This is a genomic window from Tepidibacter formicigenes DSM 15518 (assembly GCF_900142235.1).
Lineage (GTDB): Bacteria > Bacillota > Clostridia > Peptostreptococcales > Peptostreptococcaceae > Tepidibacter > Tepidibacter formicigenes.
Genome location: NZ_FRAE01000038.1, coordinates 1 through 21,527, shown reverse-complemented (window position 1 = coordinate 21,527; position 21,527 = coordinate 1). Strand labels below are relative to the sequence as shown.

General features: G+C 26.8%; 20 protein-coding genes and 2 pseudogenes. 16 read left to right on the top strand and 6 right to left on the bottom strand.

Annotation, left to right across the window (positions count from 1 at the left end; all coding sequences use genetic code 11):
* Nucleotides 1–329: 329 nt before the first annotated feature.
* From BUA77_RS13855 to BUA77_RS14820, 4 genes are all read left to right on the top strand, one after another.
* Nucleotides 330–473 carry a hypothetical protein gene (locus BUA77_RS13855; protein ID WP_159428972.1) on the top strand — a complete coding sequence of 48 codons (144 nt, stop codon included), beginning with the start codon at nt 330–332 and terminating at the stop codon, nt 471–473.
* Between the two features lie 248 nt (nt 474–721).
* A complete protein-coding gene (locus BUA77_RS08415; protein ID WP_072889173.1) occupies nt 722–1,492 on the top strand; it encodes a GNAT family N-acetyltransferase in 771 nt (256 codons plus the stop codon).
* 34 nt (nt 1,493–1,526) lie between these two features.
* Entirely contained in the window at nt 1,527–1,727 is a 201-nt protein-coding gene (locus tag BUA77_RS08410) for a hypothetical protein (RefSeq protein ID WP_072889171.1), read from the top strand.
* A 24-nt stretch (nt 1,728–1,751) separates the two neighbouring features.
* Nucleotides 1,752–1,937, top strand: coding sequence for a DUF3786 domain-containing protein (locus BUA77_RS14820; protein ID WP_408645637.1), 186 nt, complete (start codon nt 1,752–1,754; stop codon nt 1,935–1,937).
* Nucleotides 1,938–1,977: 40 nt separating this feature from the next.
* Here BUA77_RS14820 and BUA77_RS14815 read toward each other — a convergent pair.
* Nucleotides 1,978–2,181, bottom strand: a pseudogene (locus tag BUA77_RS14815) (DUF3810 family protein); the annotation flags it as partial.
* A 93-nt stretch (nt 2,182–2,274) separates the two neighbouring features.
* On the opposite strand from BUA77_RS14815, the pseudogene BUA77_RS14730 reads away from it, so the two are divergent.
* Together BUA77_RS14730 and BUA77_RS13525 are read left to right on the top strand one after the other, a co-directional pair.
* Nucleotides 2,275–2,370, top strand: a pseudogene (locus tag BUA77_RS14730) (exodeoxyribonuclease III); the annotation flags it as partial.
* Nucleotides 2,336–2,437, top strand: coding sequence for a DUF3785 family protein (locus BUA77_RS13525; RefSeq protein ID WP_143151335.1), 102 nt, complete (start codon nt 2,336–2,338; stop codon nt 2,435–2,437). The pseudogene BUA77_RS14730 and the gene BUA77_RS13525, both read left to right, overlap by 35 nt.
* A gap of 98 nt (nt 2,438–2,535) precedes the next feature.
* Here the strand turns inward: BUA77_RS13525 and BUA77_RS08400 are convergent, their stop codons facing one another.
* Nucleotides 2,536–4,134 (bottom strand): peptide chain release factor 3, encoded by a 1,599-nt coding sequence (locus BUA77_RS08400; protein WP_072889170.1) that lies wholly within the window; start codon nt 4,132–4,134, stop codon nt 2,536–2,538.
* Between the two features lie 123 nt (nt 4,135–4,257).
* Nucleotides 4,258–4,992: a spore coat protein gene (locus BUA77_RS08395; RefSeq protein WP_072889168.1), complete on the bottom strand. Its 735-nt coding sequence runs from the start codon at nt 4,990–4,992 to the stop codon at nt 4,258–4,260.
* A 202-nt stretch (nt 4,993–5,194) separates the two neighbouring features.
* On the opposite strand from BUA77_RS08395, the gene BUA77_RS08390 reads away from it, so the two are divergent.
* The 8 genes from BUA77_RS08390 to BUA77_RS14810 all read left to right on the top strand — a co-directional run bounded on the left by BUA77_RS08390 (nt 5,195) and on the right by BUA77_RS14810 (nt 17,312).
* Nucleotides 5,195–7,285, top strand: coding sequence for a sensor histidine kinase (locus BUA77_RS08390; RefSeq protein WP_072889166.1), 2,091 nt, complete (start codon nt 5,195–5,197; stop codon nt 7,283–7,285).
* A gap of 301 nt (nt 7,286–7,586) precedes the next feature.
* The gene (gene htpG, locus BUA77_RS08385; protein ID WP_072889164.1) at nt 7,587–9,467 is read left to right on the top strand and encodes a molecular chaperone HtpG; all 1,881 of its coding nucleotides are present in this window, start codon (nt 7,587–7,589) and stop codon (nt 9,465–9,467) included.
* 242 nt (nt 9,468–9,709) lie between these two features.
* On the top strand, nt 9,710–10,873 hold the full coding sequence (locus tag BUA77_RS08380) for a class I SAM-dependent methyltransferase (protein WP_072889162.1): 1,164 nt from the start codon (nt 9,710–9,712) through the stop codon (nt 10,871–10,873).
* A 399-nt stretch (nt 10,874–11,272) separates the two neighbouring features.
* Nucleotides 11,273–12,508, top strand: a complete 1,236-nt coding sequence (gene sstT, locus BUA77_RS08375; RefSeq protein WP_072889160.1) for a serine/threonine transporter SstT — start codon at nt 11,273–11,275, stop codon at nt 12,506–12,508.
* Nucleotides 12,509–12,872: 364 nt separating this feature from the next.
* The gene (locus tag BUA77_RS08370) at nt 12,873–13,319 is read left to right on the top strand and encodes a MarR family winged helix-turn-helix transcriptional regulator (protein ID WP_072889158.1); all 447 of its coding nucleotides are present in this window, start codon (nt 12,873–12,875) and stop codon (nt 13,317–13,319) included.
* A gap of 154 nt (nt 13,320–13,473) precedes the next feature.
* Nucleotides 13,474–14,652, top strand: coding sequence for a reductive dehalogenase domain-containing protein (locus BUA77_RS08365; protein ID WP_072889156.1), 1,179 nt, complete (start codon nt 13,474–13,476; stop codon nt 14,650–14,652).
* A complete protein-coding gene (locus BUA77_RS08360; protein WP_072889154.1) occupies nt 14,645–16,567 on the top strand; it encodes an FAD-dependent oxidoreductase in 1,923 nt (640 codons plus the stop codon). The genes BUA77_RS08365 and BUA77_RS08360 overlap by 8 nt, the downstream gene beginning before the upstream one ends.
* Nucleotides 16,568–17,075: 508 nt before the next feature.
* Nucleotides 17,076–17,312: a transposase gene (locus BUA77_RS14810; protein ID WP_084605651.1), complete on the top strand. Its 237-nt coding sequence runs from the start codon at nt 17,076–17,078 to the stop codon at nt 17,310–17,312.
* A 223-nt stretch (nt 17,313–17,535) separates the two neighbouring features.
* Here the strand turns inward: BUA77_RS14810 and BUA77_RS08350 are convergent.
* Nucleotides 17,536–18,656, bottom strand: a protein-coding gene (locus BUA77_RS08350) for an IS3 family transposase (protein WP_143151334.1) whose coding sequence is annotated in 2 segments (ribosomal slippage) — nt 17,536–18,410 and nt 18,410–18,656 — 1,122 coding nt in all. Because the reading frame shifts where the segments join, the coding sequence is not laid out codon by codon here.
* 381 nt (nt 18,657–19,037) lie between these two features.
* Between BUA77_RS08350 and BUA77_RS08340 the strand changes: the two genes are divergently transcribed.
* Nucleotides 19,038–19,583, top strand: coding sequence for a MerR family transcriptional regulator (locus tag BUA77_RS08340; RefSeq protein WP_072889147.1), 546 nt, complete (start codon nt 19,038–19,040; stop codon nt 19,581–19,583).
* Between the two features lie 166 nt (nt 19,584–19,749).
* Here BUA77_RS08340 and BUA77_RS08335 read toward each other — a convergent pair whose 3' ends face one another.
* Nucleotides 19,750–20,415 (bottom strand): DUF421 domain-containing protein, encoded by a 666-nt coding sequence (locus tag BUA77_RS08335; protein ID WP_072889145.1) that lies wholly within the window; start codon nt 20,413–20,415, stop codon nt 19,750–19,752.
* Nucleotides 20,416–20,887: 472 nt separating this feature from the next.
* Here BUA77_RS08335 and BUA77_RS08330 point away from each other — a divergent pair, with 472 nt between their 5' ends.
* Nucleotides 20,888–21,169, top strand: a complete 282-nt coding sequence (locus BUA77_RS08330; protein ID WP_072889143.1) for a hypothetical protein — start codon at nt 20,888–20,890, stop codon at nt 21,167–21,169.
* Nucleotides 21,170–21,241: 72 nt separating this feature from the next.
* On the opposite strand, the gene BUA77_RS08325 is transcribed toward BUA77_RS08330, so the two are convergent.
* Nucleotides 21,242–21,527, bottom strand: a 286-nt coding sequence (locus BUA77_RS08325; RefSeq protein WP_072889141.1) for a hypothetical protein, incomplete at its 5' end; no start/stop codon positions are given.

Genomic DNA, 21,527 nt, shown 5'->3' with positions numbered 1-21,527 from the left:
ATAGCTAGGAATTCAGCAGATATATTAACCATTAGGGCATTTGACCCCGCAAAGGAGCATAGCTGATACCACATCATGGATAGACTGAACGAAGGAATTTAGGGACATTGATCCTGTGAGACATGGGAGGGTACGTCGCCATGAAATTAGTGGATTAATTCCAGTAATATTTTGGTAAAAACACTGATTTTCTGGGGTTATACATTTCTATATCCATAAAATTGAATATGTTGAAGTTATATCCAAAAAATATATCTATCAATTTATGAAATTGTAAGAAATAGAGAGTATTTAAGAGAAAATAAAAGTATATAGAGGGAGGTTATATTATGGAAGTTTTACTAGACGCAGTTGAGTTAATACAAAAAAGGATTGAAGAAGAAAACTATAGGCCATGGAAAGAAGTTATAGAAGAAGTTAAACAGGAGTTAATAAATAAAGAAAATCTTAAAGGTAATATTTTAGAAAACTAGAAAAAAGAATTCAAAAGAGTCGATTAAGGCTCTTTTTTAAATTAAATGCAGCATATAATAAAAAAATTTAAGTTTTAATGTTAAAATGACCTGTAGAAAATAAAGTGAAAATATAGTAAGATAAACTAATAAAATTATATGGATTTTAATTCATTAAATGGAACTACTAATTTAGTAGAGAAATTAAGATAGGTAATGGTAGAAAAAGAATTAAAATATATTTGTATTATACGAGAGGGGGACTATTTATGATTATAGAATTAAATAATAGTCATAATGATATTGTTATGAAATATTTAAAAAAGGAAAGTGAAATAAATCTTTTTATTATAGGAGATATTGAAAACTATGGATATGATGAAGAATTTCAAACAATTTGGGGAGAATTTAATGAAAAGGGAGATTTAAAAGCTGTATTACTAAAATATCATAATAATCTTATATTCTATTCTAGAGATACTTTTGACATTAATGGTTTTTATGAAATTATGAAAAATATAGAATTTAAATTTTTATCTGGTGAAAAAACTATTATAGAAAAATTTGGAAATCTATTTAAATTTACTCGCAAAAGAGATATGTATTTTTGTAAATTAGATAATGATTTAAACTTAGAAGATATTAATTTATATACTAAAATTAATAAATTATGCTTGAATGAAGTTGAGCGTATAATAGAACTTTATGAAGCAATAGATGAATTTGATAATCAACCAATAGAAGTAGTTAAGAGAAGTTTAGAAAGTGGTAGGGCATATTATATAGAAGAAGATAATCAAATTATTTCAATTGCACAAACTACAGCAGAAAATAGCACTTCTGCTATGATAATTGGTGTATGCACCCATCCAAATTATAGAAAAAAAGGCTATGCATCTGTTTGTATGACACATATATGTAAAGAACTTTTAAGTGAAAATAAGACTTTATGTTTATTCTATAATAATCCAGATGCAGGAAAAATATATAAAAGATTGGGTTTTAAAGATGTGGGATTATGGACTTCATATAATAAATAAAATACAACTATATTGATTATTTAGGGGGATAGATATGAGTACTATAATACAAAATGATAATAGACAGGGAAGAGTTCCATATGAATATATAAAAAATATATTTGAAAACACTAATCCCATACAAATGGCAGAACTAACAGGAAATATATATGATGAAAATACACAAACATTTACAGTTAAACTTATAGGAAAAAATTATACTGTAAAATACCCTAGTGGAGATATTTATAATTAAGATAATGAATTAGTAGAGTCATATATAACTAAAATTATGTTTTTGAGATATCTTGTAAATGGTAAAGGGGTTTCTCCAACTGGCAAAAATATCACTTTTAAAGAAATATCAGGTGGACACGTGTACTATCATAATTTTTATAATAGAACTATTTTGAGACTGGCTAAATTATATGGAAATAATTTAGAAGGTTTAGAAAAAAGTTTTTAACTCATCAATCTTTCCTTCGTACTTTTTCCAAAACTCATTTTTATACTTCATATCTCTTATTACTTAATTCTTTTAAAAGAGTATAGTCTTTTTTAGCCAAAGCATTATTAATATAAGTTAAAGCAAGTATATATCCTGAGTATTGAAAATCTACATTAGAGTGCATTGAACAATTAACATTAGATTCTGCGGTAAAAGGAAAATATATTCCTGCAATACCAGTATAATTAAGTAATTCTAAAGCTAAAGTTGGTTTTTAAACAAATATCAAAACTTTAATATAGTATGCATTTAAATAAGTTGAGTACTAATATTTTGTGGAATACAATTTAGTGATATTAAATTGCAAGAGGGTCAAATAGATTTAGAATTAGAAGGATATTATCAATATTGGAATTATGCAGAGAGAAAAGGATATTCAGGCACAGCTATATGTAAGTATAATAGTATGTGAAAACTGTGGAGATTATTCTATAGAAATTGAGCAGTGTGATGTTTAGAAATATTAATTTTATATAGGAAGAGTTTTAAGTTATACAAAAATAACGTCTATGATAAGTATTTACAAAAAATAGACGTTATTTTTATATAATTTATTTTATATAGAAGTCTCTCTTAATATTAAACCTTCATTTCTTTCTATTATTTGTCTAACAGACCATTCATTTTGGAATAAAAGAACAGGGTTTTTATCTTTATCCTCAACCAGTATTGTATCCATTGTTATTGAAAAGTTATCACGATTAAAAGTAGTCTCTTCAATCCAACGTATATATCGATAAGGCAATCTATTCATAGTGATATAAACACCATATTCTTGCTTTAGACGATATTCTAATACTTCAAATTGAAGAACTCCAACTACTCCTATAATAAGTTCCTCCATACCAATATTAGGACGTTTATATACCTGTATGGCACCTTCTTCAGCTAATTGTGTAATGCCCTTTAAAAATTGCTTTCTCTTTAGTGAATTTGTTGTAGATATTCTTGCAAAATGTTCAGGTGCAAATTGTGGTATACCACTATATTGCAATTTTGATTGATTTTGAGATAATGTATCACCAATATTAAATATTCCTGGATCGTGTATTCCTATAATATCACCAGGATAAGCTGAATCTACTATGACACGATCTTGTGCTATAAATTGTTGGGGTTGTGCTAATTTAATCTTTTTATTTCTCTGCACATGATTAACTGTCATACCCTTTTCAAATTTACCAGAGCAAATTCTTAAAAACGCAATTCTATCTCTATGAGACTTATTCATGTTTGCTTGAATCTTAAAAATAAATCCTGAAAAATTAGTGGATTCAGGGTCAATATCTCCTAAATTACTACTACGTGGTTTTGGAGGTGTTGTTATATCTAAGAAGGACTTTAAAAATGGTTCAACCCCAAAGTTAGTAAGAGCACTTCCGAAGAATACAGGTGTTAATTCTCCATTTAGTATTTGATTTAAATCAAAACTATCTCCAGCAACATCTAAAAGCTCAATATCATTTTGTAGTTGCTTATGAAGGACATCCCCTAATAAAGTATTAAATTTTTCATCTGATATATTTCCTGTTATAGATTTAGCAATAGATTGGCCATGGTTACCATCATTAAAAAGCTCAATTTGGTTTTTGTGACGGTTAAAAACTCCTTTAAAATCTTTACCAGAACCAATTGGCCAATTTACAGGGCAAGAACGTATTCCTAGAACATTTTCAATATCTTCAAGTAAATCAAATGGATCTTTTCCTTCACGGTCCATCTTGTTGATGAAGGTAAAAATTGGGATTCCTCTCATTTTACAAACTTGAAATAGTTTCTTTGTTTGTTCCTCAACACCTTTTGAACAATCAATAACCATGACAGCACTATCTGCTGCCATAAGTGTTCTATAAGTATCTTCACTAAAATCTTGATGTCCCGGTGTATCAAGAATGTTGATACAAAAGTTATTATATTCAAATTGAAGTACACTTGAGGTAACAGAGATTCCTCTTTGTTTTTCAATTTCCATCCAGTCAGAAACAGCATGTTTTTGCGATCTTCTTGACTTAACAGATCCTGCTGAGCGAATGGCACCTCCATATAATAGAAATTTTTCAGTTAAAGTAGTTTTTCCTGCATCTGGATGGGAAATAATTGCAAAAGTTCTTCTTCTTCTAACCTCATCAATAAAGCTTAAATTTTGTTCTGTCATTTTTAATCTTCCTTTGTTTTAATTTTTAATTAAGGTAATATAAAAGTGTAGCCTTATTGATGTTATAACTTTCTTGAATAACTGTCAATTGTTATTTAATGAAATTTCATTGGAGTTTTATTTTTATCCAAGTATTCCTATAGTTTGGAAGAAAGGAATAAACTCTTTACCATTCCATTTTAATGATGTTTGAATATATCCTAAGCCATCGGCATTATATCTACCAGCTATTCTTTGTGATGCATATAATTCATAGATTTCATCTCTTTGAAAATCTATAGGATATAATCCTCCTATAGGATTGACCCATCCTTCAATAGGTTCTTTAAGTTTACCATTTTCATCATATATTTCTGATAAATATTCTTCTCCTTTATATTTAATGTCGATGATATATTTTTCTGATTTATTTTTTCTTTTAACTTCAACCTCATAATAATCTTTGTATATAACATTATACTTGTATTTTTGATTAAATATCTCGTAGTCAAAAAGCTTTTTGGGAGTATTGTTTATAAATGAATATATATAATAAAAAGCATATCCACCACTTCCACCTGAATCAATACTAATTAAAACATCACTTACCTTAGTACCAGTAAAATCACCTAAAAAGATTGTTGGGTTATACCCTGAATTTTCTTTTAATGGAATTCTAGTAAAAACGTTTGTTTTTCTATCTTGAATTATTAAAGTTATATTGTCACTAAAGGGACTTTTTGCTTCATGTGGTTTTTTTCCAATTAAGTATACATTATCTATAATCATATCACCGTTAACATCTCCTTGTTTAAAATCTAATATATATATATTGTTATTCTGAATTTTTTTATAAAAATAAGGTAGATAGTAATACATTCTATCATCTCCTTTCAAAAACTAATGTATTAGCATAGTATGAATTGTTTGCATATATAGTTACTATTTAATACATAAATAATATGTTATACTGATTATAATGGAATTATACAGAAATATAGCATGACATGTATGGTTTTAGAATATAAAGAAAATTAAAAATATATCAATGGAAAAATGTTTGAAAGGAAGCAATGTTTGTATGAAAAAAGAAATAAAAATCATATTTAAAAAGTGCATACTTATTGTAATAATAGCAATGAGTTTTACTTTTAATATTAACTCACAAGTAATAGTTGAAAATCCCAAAAAGATTAAAGTAGCAGCCATAAGTGACTGGAAACCTTTTAGTTATTTAGACTTAGAAGGCAATTCTAAAGGTATATTAATTGACTTTTGGAAAGCATGGGGTAGGGTTAATAACGTTGAAGTTAAGTTTATCATGGAAACATCTTGGACAAAAACATTGGAACTTATAAAATATGGAAAAGCAGATGTACATATAGGTCTATTTTATAATGACGATAGATCAGAATATATGGACTTTGGAAGTCCTTTTATAGATCTTATGACAGGGATATATGTGAAAGAAGACATAAATATCTTTAATATTAATGATATTAAAGATTTAGGGATTGGTGTTACAAAAGAAAACTATGCTAGACATTATCTAGAAAACAATTATCCTGATACAAAGTTATTGGTATATCAAGATATTAAAGAGGTAATGGAGGCTGTAAGAAAAGGGAAAGTAAAGGCTGTTTGTATAGATTACCATAATAATTTTAGAAAGATATCCTTTTACTATCCTGAATTAAAAGATTTTGAACTTTTACAAACAATATATACACAGCCTCTTAGAGTTGGTGTTAAAAAAGGTGAAAAGGAATTATTAAATTTTATAAATGATGGAATTAAAAAAATGTCGGTTAATGAAATAGACGGTGTAAAATCAAAATGGGAATATATAACCATATATCTTACAAAAGATAAAGTGCAAAAATATATTTTAACAGCAAGTGCTATTATAATTATTTTTTTAATAATGAACATTCTTTTTTTAAGGCATAGAATAGCTTTAGGTATTAAAAGGCTTGCTGAAAGTGAAGAAAGCTATAAGGAACTTGTAAAGCTTTTTCCTCATGGAATATTTGTTCAACAAAATGATAGGGTTGTATTTGTTAATGAAGCTGCAGTAAGAATCCTTGGACAAGAGAGTTATGAAAATATAATAGATAAGAGATTTATAGAATTTATTCAAGAAGATTACAAAGAAACTGTTCAAAGTACAATTGACAAGGTTAAAAAATCAAAAATTACTGCTCCAACTCTTGAACAAAAGGGAATTAAGAGTAATGGGGAAGTTATTGATATTGAAATAACAATGAATGAAATAACTTATAAAGGAAAGCCTGCAATTTTAACAATTATAAGAGATATTTCTAGAAGAAAAGAAAGAGAAAAGGAAAAACAAAAAATACTTAGGGAAAAATTAAAATATGAAAGATTAAAAACGGAATTTTTCTCTAATATATCACATGAACTTAGAACACCATTAAATATTTTATTAGGAACTATTCAACTTATTAACAAGGTTTCTGAGAATAAAAATACTCATGTACATTATGATTACTATAATAAATATTCACCAATAATGACTCAAAATTGCTATAGGCTTCTTAGGCTTATTAATAATTTAATAGACATAACTAAAATAGATGCAGGTTTTTTTAAAATGAATTTTAGAAATTATAACATTGTTCAAGTTATTGAAGATATAACTATGTCTGTAGCTGAATACATAAAGAGTAAAAATTTAAATATAATATTTGATACAGATATAGAAGAAAAAATTATTTCATGTGATGCAGATAAAATAGAAAGGGTTGTTCTTAATCTACTTTCTAATGCTATTAAGTTCACAAAGGCAGGAGGAAGTATATTTATAAATATATATGATAAGAATGATATAGTTTGTATTTCTGTAAAGGATACAGGAATAGGTATTCCAAAAGAGGAACAAGAAACAATATTTGAAAGATTTAGACAAGTACATCCTTTACTTAATAGAGAAAAAGAAGGAAGTGGAATAGGACTTTCCTTAGTAAAGTCTATAGTAGAATCACATGGAGGAAATATATATTTAAATAGTGAATATGGTAAAGGTAGTGAATTTATTATTGAAATACCTGCTAATTTAAAAGTAGAAGAGGAATCTGTTTTAGTAGATAAAATCTCTACTGAAGATAAAGTTGAAAAAATTAACATTGAATTTTCGGATATATACTCATAATAAAAATTAAAAGCTTAAAATTGTATAAGTTACATTTAGGTATTGGAGTAGAAGTTCAGTTATTTAAACACATTAGAACAATGGTAAAAGGATAACTTATTATATAAATTGCAAGTTTTAATATAAGATTACAAATTCTATATCGTGTATAGAGTTTGTAATCTCTTTTGGTACAAGCTTTTATCGAAAATATTGACATGAATTTTCAAATATGTTATATAAAAATTGGTACTTATCACTCGTGAGGTAACAGTGCTAATAATTAAAATCTTTATCTAACAGGGTGAAAGGAGAGATTGATTTGGAAAAGAAACAATTTAAAGCAGAATCTAAAAGACTATTAGAACTTATGATTAATTCTATTTATACTCACAGAGAAATTTTTTTAAGAGAACTTATTTCAAATTCAAGTGATGCAATTGATAAGATTTATTACAAGGCATTAACTGATGATTCTTTAACTTTTAATAAGGATGATTATTATATCAAGATAGCTTCTGATAAAGAAAATAGATTACTTAAAATTTATGATACTGGTATTGGAATGACAAAGGAAGAGCTTGAGAACAATCTTGGTGTTATAGCTAGTAGTGGATCCTTAAAGTTTAAAGAAGAAAATGAAATTAAAGATGGACATGATATAATAGGTCAGTTTGGTGTAGGTTTTTATTCAGCATTTTTAGTAGCTGACACTGTAACAGTTATAAGTAAAGCTTTTGGAAGTGATAAAGCCTACAAGTGGGAATCTAAAGGTGTAGATGGTTACACTATTGAAGAATGTGAAAAAAATTATGTAGGTACAGAAATTATTCTTAAAATAAAAGAGAATACAGAAGATGAAAACTTTGATAAGTATTTAGAGGAGTACATGTTAAGGTCTATAATCAAGAAATACTCTGATTTTATTAGATACCCAATCAAAATGGATGTAACCACAAAGAAGCTTAAAGAAGGAAGTAAAGAAGAATACGAAGATTATATAGAAGAAGAAACTATAAATAGTATGGTTCCTATATGGAAAAAGAATAAGCAAGAACTTACTAAGGAAGATTATGAAAATTTCTATGCTGAGAAGCACTATGGATTTGATAAGCCTATAAAGCATATTCACCTTAGTGTTGATGGTATGATTAGATATAATGCAATTTTATTTATTCCTGAAAAAACTCCTTTTGATTTTTATACTAAAGAATATGAAAAAGGTTTAGAGCTTTATTCAAGTGGAGTCATGATTATGGAAAAATGCTCTGATTTACTTCCTGACTATTTTGGATTTGTAAAAGGTATAGTGGATTCAGAGGATTTATCTCTTAATATATCAAGAGAGATATTACAGCATGATAGACAATTAAAACTTATAGCTAAGAATATAAAGAACAAGATAAAGAATGAATTAAAGAATATATTAAAGAATGAAAGAGAAAAGTATGAAGAGTTCTATAAATCATTTGGAAGACAATTAAAGTATGGAGTATATAGTGATTTTGGAAGCAACAAAGAAGTATTACAAGATTTACTAATGTTTTATTCATCAAAAGAGAAGAAGATGGTTACTTTAGATGAATATGTTTCTAGAATGCCTGAGGACCAAAAGTATATTTATTATGCTGCTGGTGAGTCTATTGAAAGAATTGAGAAGCTTCCTCAAACAGAGCTTGTATTAGACAAAGGATATGAGATACTGTACTTTACAGATGATATAGATGAGTTTGCTATAAGAATGCTTATGAATTATAAAGGTAAAGAATTTAAATCTGTATCAAGTGGGGATATAGGAATAGATATAGATGAAAATGAAAATTCATCTAGTGTTGATGAACAAGAAAATAAAGAATTGTTTGAATATATGAAAGAAACTTTATCTGATAAGGTAAAAGTTGTTAGAGCATCTAAGAGATTAAAGAATCATCCTGTGTGCTTATCCAATGAAGGGGATATTACGATTGAGATGGAAAAGATATTAAACTCTATGCCTAATAGTCAGGGGATAAAGGCTGATAAAGTTTTAGAAATAAATATAAATCATGATGTTTTTAAATCATTAAAAAATGCTTATGAAAATGATAAAGAAAAGTTTAAGTTATACACAGATTTATTATATAATCAAGCTTTACTTATAGAAGGACTTACAATAAGTGATCCTGTAGAATTTACTAATAATATATGTAAGATAATGAAATAGATTTAGAAAAAAAGATGTATATGAAAATACTACTTATAGTGAAATATTTTCATATACATCTTTTTTATAAATGAAATTAAAATATTTTAAATTTCAATTTTGTATTTAGAAAGTATTATATAGATAAAATTTTAATTGCTGTGTATAATATATATACTAACCATTCTAGAGGTATTCAGGTTTATACTCTATATAACAATGGATATTTATTAATTATAAAATAAATGATAAGGTGTGTTGATATGGAAGATTTAAAGAAAGTAATTGATGAAATTATACAACAAGATATTGTAAAATTAGTTGTTAGCAATAAGAAAAATAAAGATGTTGAGTATAATAAGATAATATTTGTATTAAAAGAGAACAGTAAAAAACAATATTATCAAATAGAAAAATATACAGACAAGCAGGTATTTCATGAAAATATTGATATAAATATTTTGGGTGAAAAAGTTTTAGAATATCTATCATCTAGTTATAAGCAGCTTTCAGCTTGGTCAAATACAAATACATTTGATTTAAAAATATCTAAAAAAGGTAAGATTTTGTTTAATAAGAAAAAAAGTGATAATATAAAAATTCCTAACAAAGGTCATAACAGAGAAAAAAATTATATTCTCAAAGAGGGAATGTTGATTCAACCCCTTATAGATTTAGGTATTTTTACAAAAGAGGGGAAAATAGTTAATTCAAAATATGACAAATATAAGCAAATAAATAGGTTTGTAGAAATTATTGATGATGAAATTAAGAAGAATGATTTTAAAGAACTTACCATTTTAGATTTTGGATGTGGAAAGTCATATTTAACATTTGTTCTATATTACTATTTTGTAGAAATTAAAAAAATTAATGTAAAAATGATAGGTTTAGATCTTAAGCCTGATGTTATTAAAAAATGTAATAATATAGCTAAAAAATATAATTATGAGAATTTACGTTTTGAGCTGGGAGATATAAATGGATTTAAATATAACAACAAAGTTGATATGGTAATTACATTACATGCATGCGATACAGCTACTGATTATGCTTTATATAATGCAATAAAGTGGAATAGCAACATGATTTTCTCTGTTCCTTGCTGCCAACATGAATTTAATAAGCAAATGAAATCAGAGTCATTATCTATATTTACAAAATATGGGGTAGTACAAGAGAGAATTGCAGCTCTTATGACAGATTCTGTTAGAGCTAATTTATTAGAAAGCGTAGGATATAAAGCTCAGCTTTTAGAATTTATAGATATAGCACATTCACCTAAAAATATATTAATTAGGGCATCAAAAGCTAGTATATCTAATAATAAAAAAGAAAAAGCCTTACATGAAGTAAAAAATTTAATGAATCAATTTAATCTTAATCCAACATTATTTAATTTATTAAAAGAAGATAATTTAATTTAATTCTAAATTTATAAAGGAAGGGGACTTAAAGTCACCTTCTTTTAAATTTAGAATCATTTCTAAATGGATAAAACGTGTATATATAAATCTAAGTGAAGTATAATTATTAAAACTAATGCACGAAATTCATAAATTCATAGATATGATTAGACAGTATAATTTAATGAAAAATGAGAAAACATTAACATGTAGCAATAATACGAAATTAAAAAATCTTGTAATTAGACAGAATTTATGATAAACTCTCATTGTTAGCTGAATTTTGAAAGTATTTGACTTAATAAAAGGAAAACGTTTGATGGATTTATTTGATGGATTTATATATTACTTTTTGTAAGTTGAGTACATTTATATTCAGCATGACTATATTTTTATATTATTATAGGAGGAAAAAGCAAAATGACAAATTTATTGAAGCAATGGAATCAATTAAGTTTGGTCAAGCGAATTATTATAGGTTTGATCATTGGTATTATTTTAGCTATTATAGTTCCGGATGCAGCAAAACCAATCGGTATTTTCGGCTCATTATTTGTGGGTGGCTTAAAATCTGTTGCGCCTATACTAGTGTTTTTCCTAGTAATGTCTGCTATTTCTCAACATAAGAGTGGGCAAAAAACTAATATGAAATCAATCATTGTTCTTTATCTATTGGGAACATTTTTAGCAGGACTTGTTGCTGTTATAGCAAGTTTTATGTTTCCAGTATCATTAACACTTGGAGCAGGTGTTGAGAATGTATCACCTCCAGGAGGAGTTTCAGAGGTATTAAAAGCATTACTTATGAATATAGTTTCAAATCCTATAACAGCGCTTTCTAATGCTAATTATATAGGTATTTTAGCTTGGGCATTACTTCTTGGATTTGCATTAAAGAGTGCACCTGAAACTACTAAAACAATGATTAGTAATTTTTCAGATGCTTTATCTCAAGTTGTAAGATGGGTAATCAGTTTTGCACCACTTGGTATTATGGGTCTAGTATTTGATACAATTGCTACAAATGGTATTCAATCTTTATTGAACTATGGAAAATTACTTCTTGTATTAGTAGGTTGTATGGCTTTTATGGCACTTGTTGTAAATCCACTTATTACATTTGTTATGATTCGTCAAAATCCATATCCACTTGTATTAAAGTGTTTAAAGGATAGTGGTATTACAGCATTCTTTACACGTAGTTCAGCTGCAAATATTCCAGTGAATATGACATTATGTGAAGAACTAGGTTTAGATAAGGATACTTACTCAGTATCAATTCCTCTTGGTGCTACTATAAATATGGCTGGTGCAGCGATTACAATTTCGGTATTAACACTTGCAGCAGTTAATACTATAGGTATTAAAGTTGATATGGGTACTGCATTAATCCTAAGCATACTTTCGGCTGTAAGTGCTTGTGGAGCTTCTGGAGTAGCTGGAGGTTCATTATTATTAATTCCTCTTGCATGTAGTTTATTTGGTATTCCAAATGACGTAGCAATGCAAGTAGTTGGTGTAGGTTTTGTTGTTGGAGTTATTCAAGACTCTTGTGAAACTGCACTTAACTCGTCAACAGACGCACTTTTCACTGCCGTTGCTGAATTTGCACAGTGGAGAAAAGAAGGAAAGGAAATTGCTATAACTAAAGAATAATAATATGATATTATATAGCTAATAAAGCCCTCTATTATAGTTATTAAACTAGGATAGAGGGCTTGTTTTTTGGATGTCTATATTTACATTAGGTATAAAAACAATATAAGGAAAGTAGCACATAATAAATATAAAGTTAAACAAAATCATTTAAGAGAGCAGAGGATAAAATGATTGAAAAAAGTTATATATTTAAAAAAAATAGAAAAAAGCTTTATTTATTAGAAAAATCATATAAAGGGACAAAATAAAGATATCATTATTATTGAAGTGAAAATTTTTGCGCAGAAATAAGGGCTCTTTTTAAAAGTAATCTATTTTGATATAATATATTGATAAAATGATTATATAGGAGTGACATATAATGGAAAATCATTCGATAAATATGTATTTAGCTATGATTGAAAGAGATTATAATTATTATATTAATAAAAAATTAAAACAATATAATTTAGGAAAGCATGATATAAGAGTTTTAAAAGTAATTAATGCAAATAAAGGATTAAGTCAAAATGACATATGTACTATTCTTAAAGAAGATAAAATAACAGTTAATAAGTCTGTAAAAAATTTAGTTTCACAAGGCTATGTAGAAAAAATAAAAGACTGTGAAGATAAAAGGATAACAAGATTATATATTACAGAGGAAGGCAGAGTTAATAGAAAAAAAATTTTGAACATTTTAAACGAAGCAAATGATATTTTTGTCAAAGGATTTTCAGAAAAAAATAAAGAAAATATTTTAGAATTACTAAAAAAAATGTCTGAAAATATTCATAAAGAAGCTGTAAGAATAAAAGATGAAAAATAAAATCATTAAATAGCAATGTAGATTCTTATAGGAATGCATTGCTATTTTTTATAACGATAAAGTTGCAAAACGAAACTAATTATGATAAAATAAAGTTGCAAAATGAAACTAAATAACATGTATATATTGTTTATTAAAAAAATGGGGTGAAATAATGAAAAAGTCTAAAGATGAAATTATAACATATGATGATTTGGTAAGAAAATGGAATGATGAGAAAAAACAGATGATTGAACAAACATCAGAAGATAGAATATATAGATGGAATCCTGATGGTATGTACAATATTTACGAAAATACAGGTAAAGCTATAACAGATAACAACCCTTATGTGAATTTGGTTGACATTGAAGAATTTGATCTTATTATAGAAAATGAACCTTATCCAGTTGCTCCTCCTCCTATGAACAAAGGAAAAAACAAAGAAAAGAGCAAAAGTGCTAAATTTTTTGGATTGATGCATAAAGAAATAACTGGAGATTCAATGTATTATATAAAGGATCAAAGGATTTCTATGGAAAGAATCGAGAATGAAGCAAAAGGTATTAATATTCCTAAACCTGCAAAGGAAAAAGAAAAAGATTTATTAAAAGTAAAAAAAGAAATTTTTGAATATGCAAAGAGCTTAGGTTTTGCAAGTGTAGGTGTAACAAAAGTAGATAGAAGATATGTATCAATGGGAGTTGATGATGAGATTATATTTGATACTATAATACTTCTTGGATATGAGATGCCTAAAGATGTGATGAAACATTACCCAAATCCTAAAGGAGAACTTGGAGCTTTTGGAGCTTATACAGGGTGTGCACGAAATGTTCATAAAGTAGCTGATTTTATTCGAACAAAGGGATATGATTGTCGAGCAAGAGGTTGGGATGGATCTATTAAATACTCACCCCATGCAGTAAATGCTGGATTAGGTAATTATTCAACTTATGGAGTGTGTGTAACTCCAGAGGCAGGAACAAGATTAAAATATTGTTCTATTTTAATAGATGCAGAACTTCCTTTAGATAAACCTAAAGATTTTAATATTGAGGAATTTTGCTCAAGATGTAGAATGTGTCAAAAATCTTGTCCATCTAACTCAATACCAAAAGAAGAAAAGAAATATAAAGGGTCAATAAAACGACAAACTCGTTTTTCAACATGTTTGGAATTAATGACCACACAAAAAGAATGTTTAAAGTGTGTAAGAGTATGTCCTTTTAGTATGATTGGATATGAACAGTGCATGGAATCATTACCTCAGTACTATATGTACAACTTAGAAAGGGATGAACTAGATAAAGGGTTTTTATTATCAAAAAAAGAAGGTGAACATAATGAATAAAGTAATTAGCATATTTGGAGATATTAATAAAAAAGGCAAATTTGAAATTTCTTCAGATAAAACAATTAAAGAAATTTTAAATGAATACGCAGGAGGGATGAAAAATAAAAGAATAGTAAAATTAATTCAAGTTGGAGGACCATTAGGAATATGCATTAGAGGAAAAGATATAAATAACAAGTTAAGTGATTACGAAGAGTATATGAGTGGAAATATGATTATATTTTTAAGTAATCTTTTATGTCCAGTGGATTATTTGAGATTTTTAACTAGATTTATGGTTAGAGAACTTCGTATTGATAATAAACATATTAGAAAATTAAATAAGTTAGTAGAAAATATTGCGGGGGGTAAAGCAACAGAATCTGATTTTGAAGAATTAATTAATGAAGTAAATAAAGAAGCTCAAACTAATGCAGAAGATTTACTTCACAAAATATTTATATACATAACTTGTGAATTTAAAAATGAATTTATGGAGCATATAGTAGATAAAAAATGTAAAAATGGAATATGTAGAGGATTGATGGTTGCTCAGTGCATGAATGCATGTCCTGCTGAAGTTTATATTCCGGGATATATTGAACTTATGAAGCATGATAAGGTAGAAGAAGCGTATAGTTTAATGAGAAAAAATAATCCTCTTTCATTTATATGCGGTAAAGTATGTGCTCGTCCATGTGAAGATAGATGTAGAAGAGGAGAAATTGAAAGCACAGTAGGAGTTAGAGCATTAAAAAGATATGCATGTGATATGACACTAAAAATGGAAAAATATAAGGAAGATAAATTAGATAGTAATGGTAAAAAAGTAGGAATTGTTGGAGCTGGTCCAGCAGGACTTACAGCTGCATATTACCTAGCAAAAACAGGATATGAAGTAGTTATTTATGAAGCTGCTAAAGTTGTGGGGGGAATGCTTGCTATGGGAATTCCAGAATATAGACTACCACAAGAAACTATAGACAAAGAGGTTAAATTAATTAAAGATTTAGGAGTTAAAATTATAACAAATACAAAAGTTGGTGTAGATATTACTTTTAAAGAATTAAGAGAAAATTTTGATTCACTACTTTTAGCAACAGGATGCCACATTGGTAATAAATTTGGTCCAGAATCTTCAGATATAGAAACTGCTATAGATTTCTTAAGAAAAGTAAAAATAGAAGGAAGAAGAAAAATTGGAAAAAATGTATTGGTAATCGGTGGTGGCAATGTTGCCATGGATGCTGCTAGAACTGCTATTAGACTTGGATCTAAAAATGTAATTGTAGCTTCGCTTGAAACATTTGATACAATGCCAGCAAGTGATGAAGAAAAATATGAAGCAGTAGAAGAGGGAGTTCAATTTGCAAGTGGGTATGGAACGAAAGATATACATGTAGAAGAAGGAAGGTTAAAAAAAATAACTCTAAAAAGATGTTTATCAACATTTGATGATGAAGAAATATTTAATCCAATATATGATGAAGAAGATTTAAAGACATTTGAAATAGATAGCTTAATATTTGCAATAGGACAAAGACCAGATAACAGTTATTTAGACGAAGATATTGAAATTAATCCATATACATTTGAAACAAGTGTCAAAGGAGTATTTGCAGTAGGAGATATGTATAAACCGGGTATAGCTATAAAGGCTATAGCGGAAGCTAAAAAAGCTGCAATATCAATAGATAAATATTTAGGTGGGAATGGATTATATTTAGGTGAAGAAATAAAAATACCTAAAAAACCATTAGATTGTACGATTTGGGATGTTAAAAAAGTTGCTGAAAAACATAAAGATCCTTCTCAAAGAAAAGGAAACTTTGATACAGTGTCTAGAGTATATACAGAAGATGAGGCAAAGAAAGAAGCTTCAAGATGTATGAGATGTGATAGAAACTCTGTAAGACCATTATATTTAAAATAATTTGAAGAATGGTTCAACTTTTAATGAAAAGAGTATGAACCATTTTCTTTGAAAGAAAAAAGTATTTTTTATTTTGTAACTTTTCAGTGTATTTTATACTTATTTTAAGGTTCTTCGTTAATTTTGGTGAAAAAATTGATAAATGAATATTAATGTATTAATATGTAATCATTACAAATTTATTTAGGAGATATTATAATGATTGCAGATAAATATATACTACCCTAAATACATATTATAAATAGTCAACTATTAGATGATACTCTTTATATTAAATCAATAGATACTAAATCTACAGGAACATGCCCAGTTTGTAAAAAGTTTCTAATAAAATTCATAGTAAATATAAAAGGTTCTTTTCAGATTTACCTTTAATAGATAAAAGAGTTAATTTTATTTTAGAAACTAGAAAATTCTTCTGTCAAAATAATAAATATTATAGTAAAATATTTACAAAACGTTATAACTTCATAAGTTCACATAAAAGAAAAACAAATCGTTTAATAAAATTCTTTTTTCAATAGGCTTAAAGTTAAGTGCAAATGCGGCTAGTAATATCATAAACATTATTAAAAATTCTGAAACAGAATTTGAAATACATACTTCTGTTTGTATAGGTATAGATGATTTTGCATTTAGAAAAGGCCTTAATTATGCTACTATTATTTGTAATCTAAAAACGCATAAAGTTATAGATATTTTAGAAAATAGAGATTCTTCAACGATAGAATCTTGGCTAAAATAACATCCAAGTGTAGCTTTAGTTTCTCGTGATAGTTCTATAACTTACAAAGGTACTATAACATCTACTAACAGTAAAATAATTCAAGTTTCTGATAGGTTTCATTGTATAAGAAATTTTTTAGATGCTTTAAAAAAAGATATGAAATCTAAAATGAAACAGAAGCTCTTCTTAAATAATAAAGCTCCAAATAATGAAATTAAAGTACCTGGATTGTCAACTCTTTTTAAGACACTTTTTTGTCGGACATTAATATTCTATATTCTACAGGGGTAAGGTAGTTCAAGGAACCATGAATCCTGTGGTTATTGTACCAGTTTACATAATCAAACAATAAATATTCAAGTTCCTCAAAGCTTTGAAATATTTTATTAAAAGCAAACTCTGTTTTAACAACCTTAAAGGCAGCTTCTGCTACTGCATTATCATAAGGGCAGCCTTTTTTACTTAGGGAACGTTTTATATTAAATGTAGTTACCAAACCATCTATAAGATTATTTTTAAATTTATTCCCTCTATCAGTATGTAATATTTTAATTTTTTCTAAAGGTCTGTTAATCTTTGTAAAGGCTTTATAAACAAGGTTTGCGTCCTTATTCTTACCAGCAGCATACCCAACGATTTCACGATTATATAGGTCTAATAATATGCATATATAATTCCACTTACCCTTAACATTTACATAAGTTAAATCACTTACTACAACTTCCATAGACTCTTTCCTATCAAATTCTCTGTTAACAACATTTTCACACTTCTCTTCATTGCACTTTGATTTATAAACCTTATATTGCTTGACTGTATAATTAGATACCAAATCATATTTTTTCATAATACGGCCAATTCTTCTCCTAGAAACTTGATGCCCCTTTTTATCTAATTCCTTTTTTATTTTTCTAGTTCCATAATTATTTCTACTTTTTTTAAAGATAGTTATTATTTCATTTTCTAGCTTGCTATCAAATGATTTTTCTTTAGGGATATAGTAGACAAGGTTTCTACTTATTCTTAACACCTTACACATGGCGCTGATAGTGTACTTATGTCTATTAGCCTTGATAATAGCTATTTTCGTCCTATTATCAGCGCCGCTTGCTTTAAAATATCATTTTCCATTTTTAGTCTTTGATTTTCTTTTCTAAGTTTTATTAGTTCATTCTCCTCTTCTGTTCTATTCTCCTTAGCTTTAAAAGAACCTGATGTAGTATAGTCTTTGAACCACTTGTTTATAGTAGATCTTGCTACATTATATTCTTTAACTATTTCAGTTGGACTTTTACCACTCTCTACTAATCCAACTATCTGTTTTTTAAATTCTTCTGTGTATCTTTTAGATCTATTAGACATGATTAGCCTCCAAATTTAGTTTATTTATTATATCATGTCCGAGTTTTTACTGTCTAATTAAGTATAACCTATCCAATATATTCCTATATTGGTTTATTTACATTAAGAAACAAAGTTCATTCTGGTGGACTAGGTTTTAATTATATTTATGCCTAGTAATATTATTTACTAAATATTATATTTAAAAATTTAATTACACGAAATAAATTTCAAATGAATATATACAAGCTAAAATTTATCTATTTGAAGAAGGATTATTATATATTATGTTGAATTCAAAAATAAAGCAAATATTTACATATAATGTTTTGATAAGTAAAACTTTAAAATATTAAGATATATATTTTTTTAATTTGATTATTTAATTAGGGGGTAGTTGGTATGGAATTATATAACATTAGTCAAGTATCTAAAAAGTTAGAGTTAAACAAGAAAACTTTAAGAAACTGGGAACGAGATTATAATTTGAAAATACCTCGTGGTGATTCAGGAAACAGATATTATACAGAAAAAGAAATTAAGCTGTTAGAAAACATAAAGAATTGGAAACGAAATGGGTTAGGTAAACAGTTTATTAATAATTGTTTACAAAATATAGAAGGAGAAGATGAGTGTGCAACAAGCTTAGTTAAATCTGACGCAATATCTATAGAAGAATTACAAAAAGCTATGGTTGGTAATATTAAAAATGCTATGTCAGAAGCTATTGGAGATATTATTATAGAAAGAGAAAAAGAGCTTAAAAAAGAATTTGAAAATAAGTTAGAAAATAAATTAGATGAGATGAAAGATAATTTAACAGAAGATATAAGTCATAAAGTTAGAAAACAAGTACGTGTTGAAAATCAAAAGTTAATGATATATTTATCTTCACATAGAAAAGAAAATAAAAAAGGATTTCTTTCTAAAGTGTTTTCTAAAAAATAGCATAAATATATTAACCAAAATAAAAAGTTAATATTTTATATATAAATGAAATATACAAGGAACCTTAAGTCTTGTATATTTCATAATGAATATACATATTTTAAACAATTACTATATAAGATTAAATTTATTAATAATTTTGTATACCTAAAGTATAAAAACAATTCTATTTTCCAGTATCAACAATCAATGAATAGTCTGTATCGTTAACTGCAGCGTAAAAGATATCATCAAGATTACAAAAACCTTTTAATTTTAGTTCGTTTATCAACCATTGTTCAGTTTTATTAATTAGGCTCAAGTTCTTATGCTTAATTTTTCCTTCAATAACAACAGCAATTGGAAGGCCTTCATACTCGGTTTTTATGTTTAAGAGTTTTGGTGTAATTGCAATCATATCTGGTTTTGGTAATATACTTAATTGACCATTTGGTTCTAAAATAGCATATTCTATATTTTGAATATATGGATAGCCAGCACTTCTAATAGCGGATAGAAGTTCATTTAAAGAATATCGACTATTTTTTAAATTAGATTTGATAATTTTTCCGTGTTTAATTAAAATAGTAGGTTGTCCAATAATGAATTTATTTAACCACTGCAAAAGACTAAGTCTTGAAATTAAGACATGTACAATTGATATTACAATTATACCAACAATTGTTTCCATTATTCCATCAACTTTAAGAGGTTGAAAAGATAGATATGATAAAAATACAATTGTCATAAAGTCATGGGGGGTTAATTGTGCTAATACGGACTTCCCTAGAAATCGTATTATTATAACTAGAAATATAAATAAAAAAACTAATTTTCCTATAAAAATCAACATTTATTACACCTCTAATTAATTTTCTTTTATTAAAATTAATCATTTCCTTAATTAATTATTTTATTCATATATTCCAATCTATTTGAGAATAATAAGATATGCATATTAAAGAATAATATTAATTATTCATATATATAATGATTTTATGAAAGGATGATATATCGTAAATACAGAATTTGAAAATTTTCAAGAAAAATTAAATATAATAAAAAATCGTAGAAAAATTCAAAATCCTATATTAGCACTTTTCATTTATAATCTAACTATAATTAATATTTTGTTTATTGTAATTATATATAGAACTGATACAAAAATATAATATATATAGACATTAACTAAAGGGTAAGCTATAATAAGTAAGGCACTATAAAAAAACAAAGTGATTAGTAAACTATACTATATTTTAAAAACAGATGGTGATAATAATATATTAATATATAAGAATTAAACATCATATAAAGAGGTGATTGTAATGTCAAAAATTGAAAAAGCTATAATTAAAAATGAGATAGATGCAGAAGAATTAATGGATTATTTTAGATTTCGAGCTGAGGCAAAAGGTGAAGAGTTTGATTTAACTATTGAAGATATAGAAGAATATATTGAAAATATAAAATCTAAATATATGAAAATTATTAAATTAAAACAAAATGATGATGAAAAGAGTACTCAGTCAACTGAAAGGTTAACACCTGATCAAATTAGAAATAGAAAAATTTTGTTAGCTAATCAAAGAAAAAATAGAAATGTCTAAGGATATCCTTCATAAAAAAATAAAAGATAGAACAAAATATCACTTCGTGATACTCTCAGATGAGTAGCAGAGCTACTCATCTGTATTTTTTGAAACTAATTCACCATTACATTTTGGACATATAAGTATAGGCATTTTTACTTCAAAATTCTCAATATCACAACCAGAAGCAAAAAAGTCATCTTCAATAAATTCATCAATAATAAACCTAGGTACATCTTCTTCAAATCTACACTCCAAACATTGATATCTGTAAGTCTTCTCGTCTGTTTCTATCCCAAAGGGATACGCTTCCTCGTCCTCTCCCATATCTAGGAAGTTCTCTTTCTCTAAATCTTTCATTATCGGGTATCTCCTC

Bases quoted from the DNA above. Each gene is read 5' to 3' on its own strand.
- BUA77_RS13855 (WP_159428972.1), top strand. From the start codon at position 330: ATGGAAGTTTTACTAGACGCAGTTGAGTTAATACAAAAAAGGATTGAA.
- BUA77_RS08415 (WP_072889173.1), top strand. From the start codon at position 722: ATGATTATAGAATTAAATAATAGTCATAATGATATTGTTATGAAATAT.
- BUA77_RS08410 (WP_072889171.1), top strand. From the start codon at position 1,527: ATGAGTACTATAATACAAAATGATAATAGACAGGGAAGAGTTCCATAT.
- BUA77_RS13525 (WP_143151335.1), top strand. From the start codon at position 2,336: ATGCAGAGAGAAAAGGATATTCAGGCACAGCTATATGTAAGTATAATA.
- BUA77_RS08400 (WP_072889170.1), bottom strand. From the start codon at position 4,134: ATGACAGAACAAAATTTAAGCTTTATTGATGAGGTTAGAAGAAGAAGA.
- BUA77_RS08395 (WP_072889168.1), bottom strand. From the start codon at position 4,992: ATGTATTACTATCTACCTTATTTTTATAAAAAAATTCAGAATAACAAT.
- BUA77_RS08390 (WP_072889166.1), top strand. From the start codon at position 5,195: ATGAAAAAAGAAATAAAAATCATATTTAAAAAGTGCATACTTATTGTA.
- BUA77_RS08380 (WP_072889162.1), top strand. From the start codon at position 9,710: ATGGAAGATTTAAAGAAAGTAATTGATGAAATTATACAACAAGATATT.
- sstT (WP_072889160.1), top strand. From the start codon at position 11,273: ATGACAAATTTATTGAAGCAATGGAATCAATTAAGTTTGGTCAAGCGA.
- BUA77_RS08370 (WP_072889158.1), top strand. From the start codon at position 12,873: ATGGAAAATCATTCGATAAATATGTATTTAGCTATGATTGAAAGAGAT.
- BUA77_RS08365 (WP_072889156.1), top strand. From the start codon at position 13,474: ATGAAAAAGTCTAAAGATGAAATTATAACATATGATGATTTGGTAAGA.
- BUA77_RS08360 (WP_072889154.1), top strand. From the start codon at position 14,645: ATGAATAAAGTAATTAGCATATTTGGAGATATTAATAAAAAAGGCAAA.
- BUA77_RS08340 (WP_072889147.1), top strand. From the start codon at position 19,038: ATGGAATTATATAACATTAGTCAAGTATCTAAAAAGTTAGAGTTAAAC.
- BUA77_RS08335 (WP_072889145.1), bottom strand. From the start codon at position 20,415: ATGTTGATTTTTATAGGAAAATTAGTTTTTTTATTTATATTTCTAGTT.
- BUA77_RS08330 (WP_072889143.1), top strand. From the start codon at position 20,888: ATGTCAAAAATTGAAAAAGCTATAATTAAAAATGAGATAGATGCAGAA.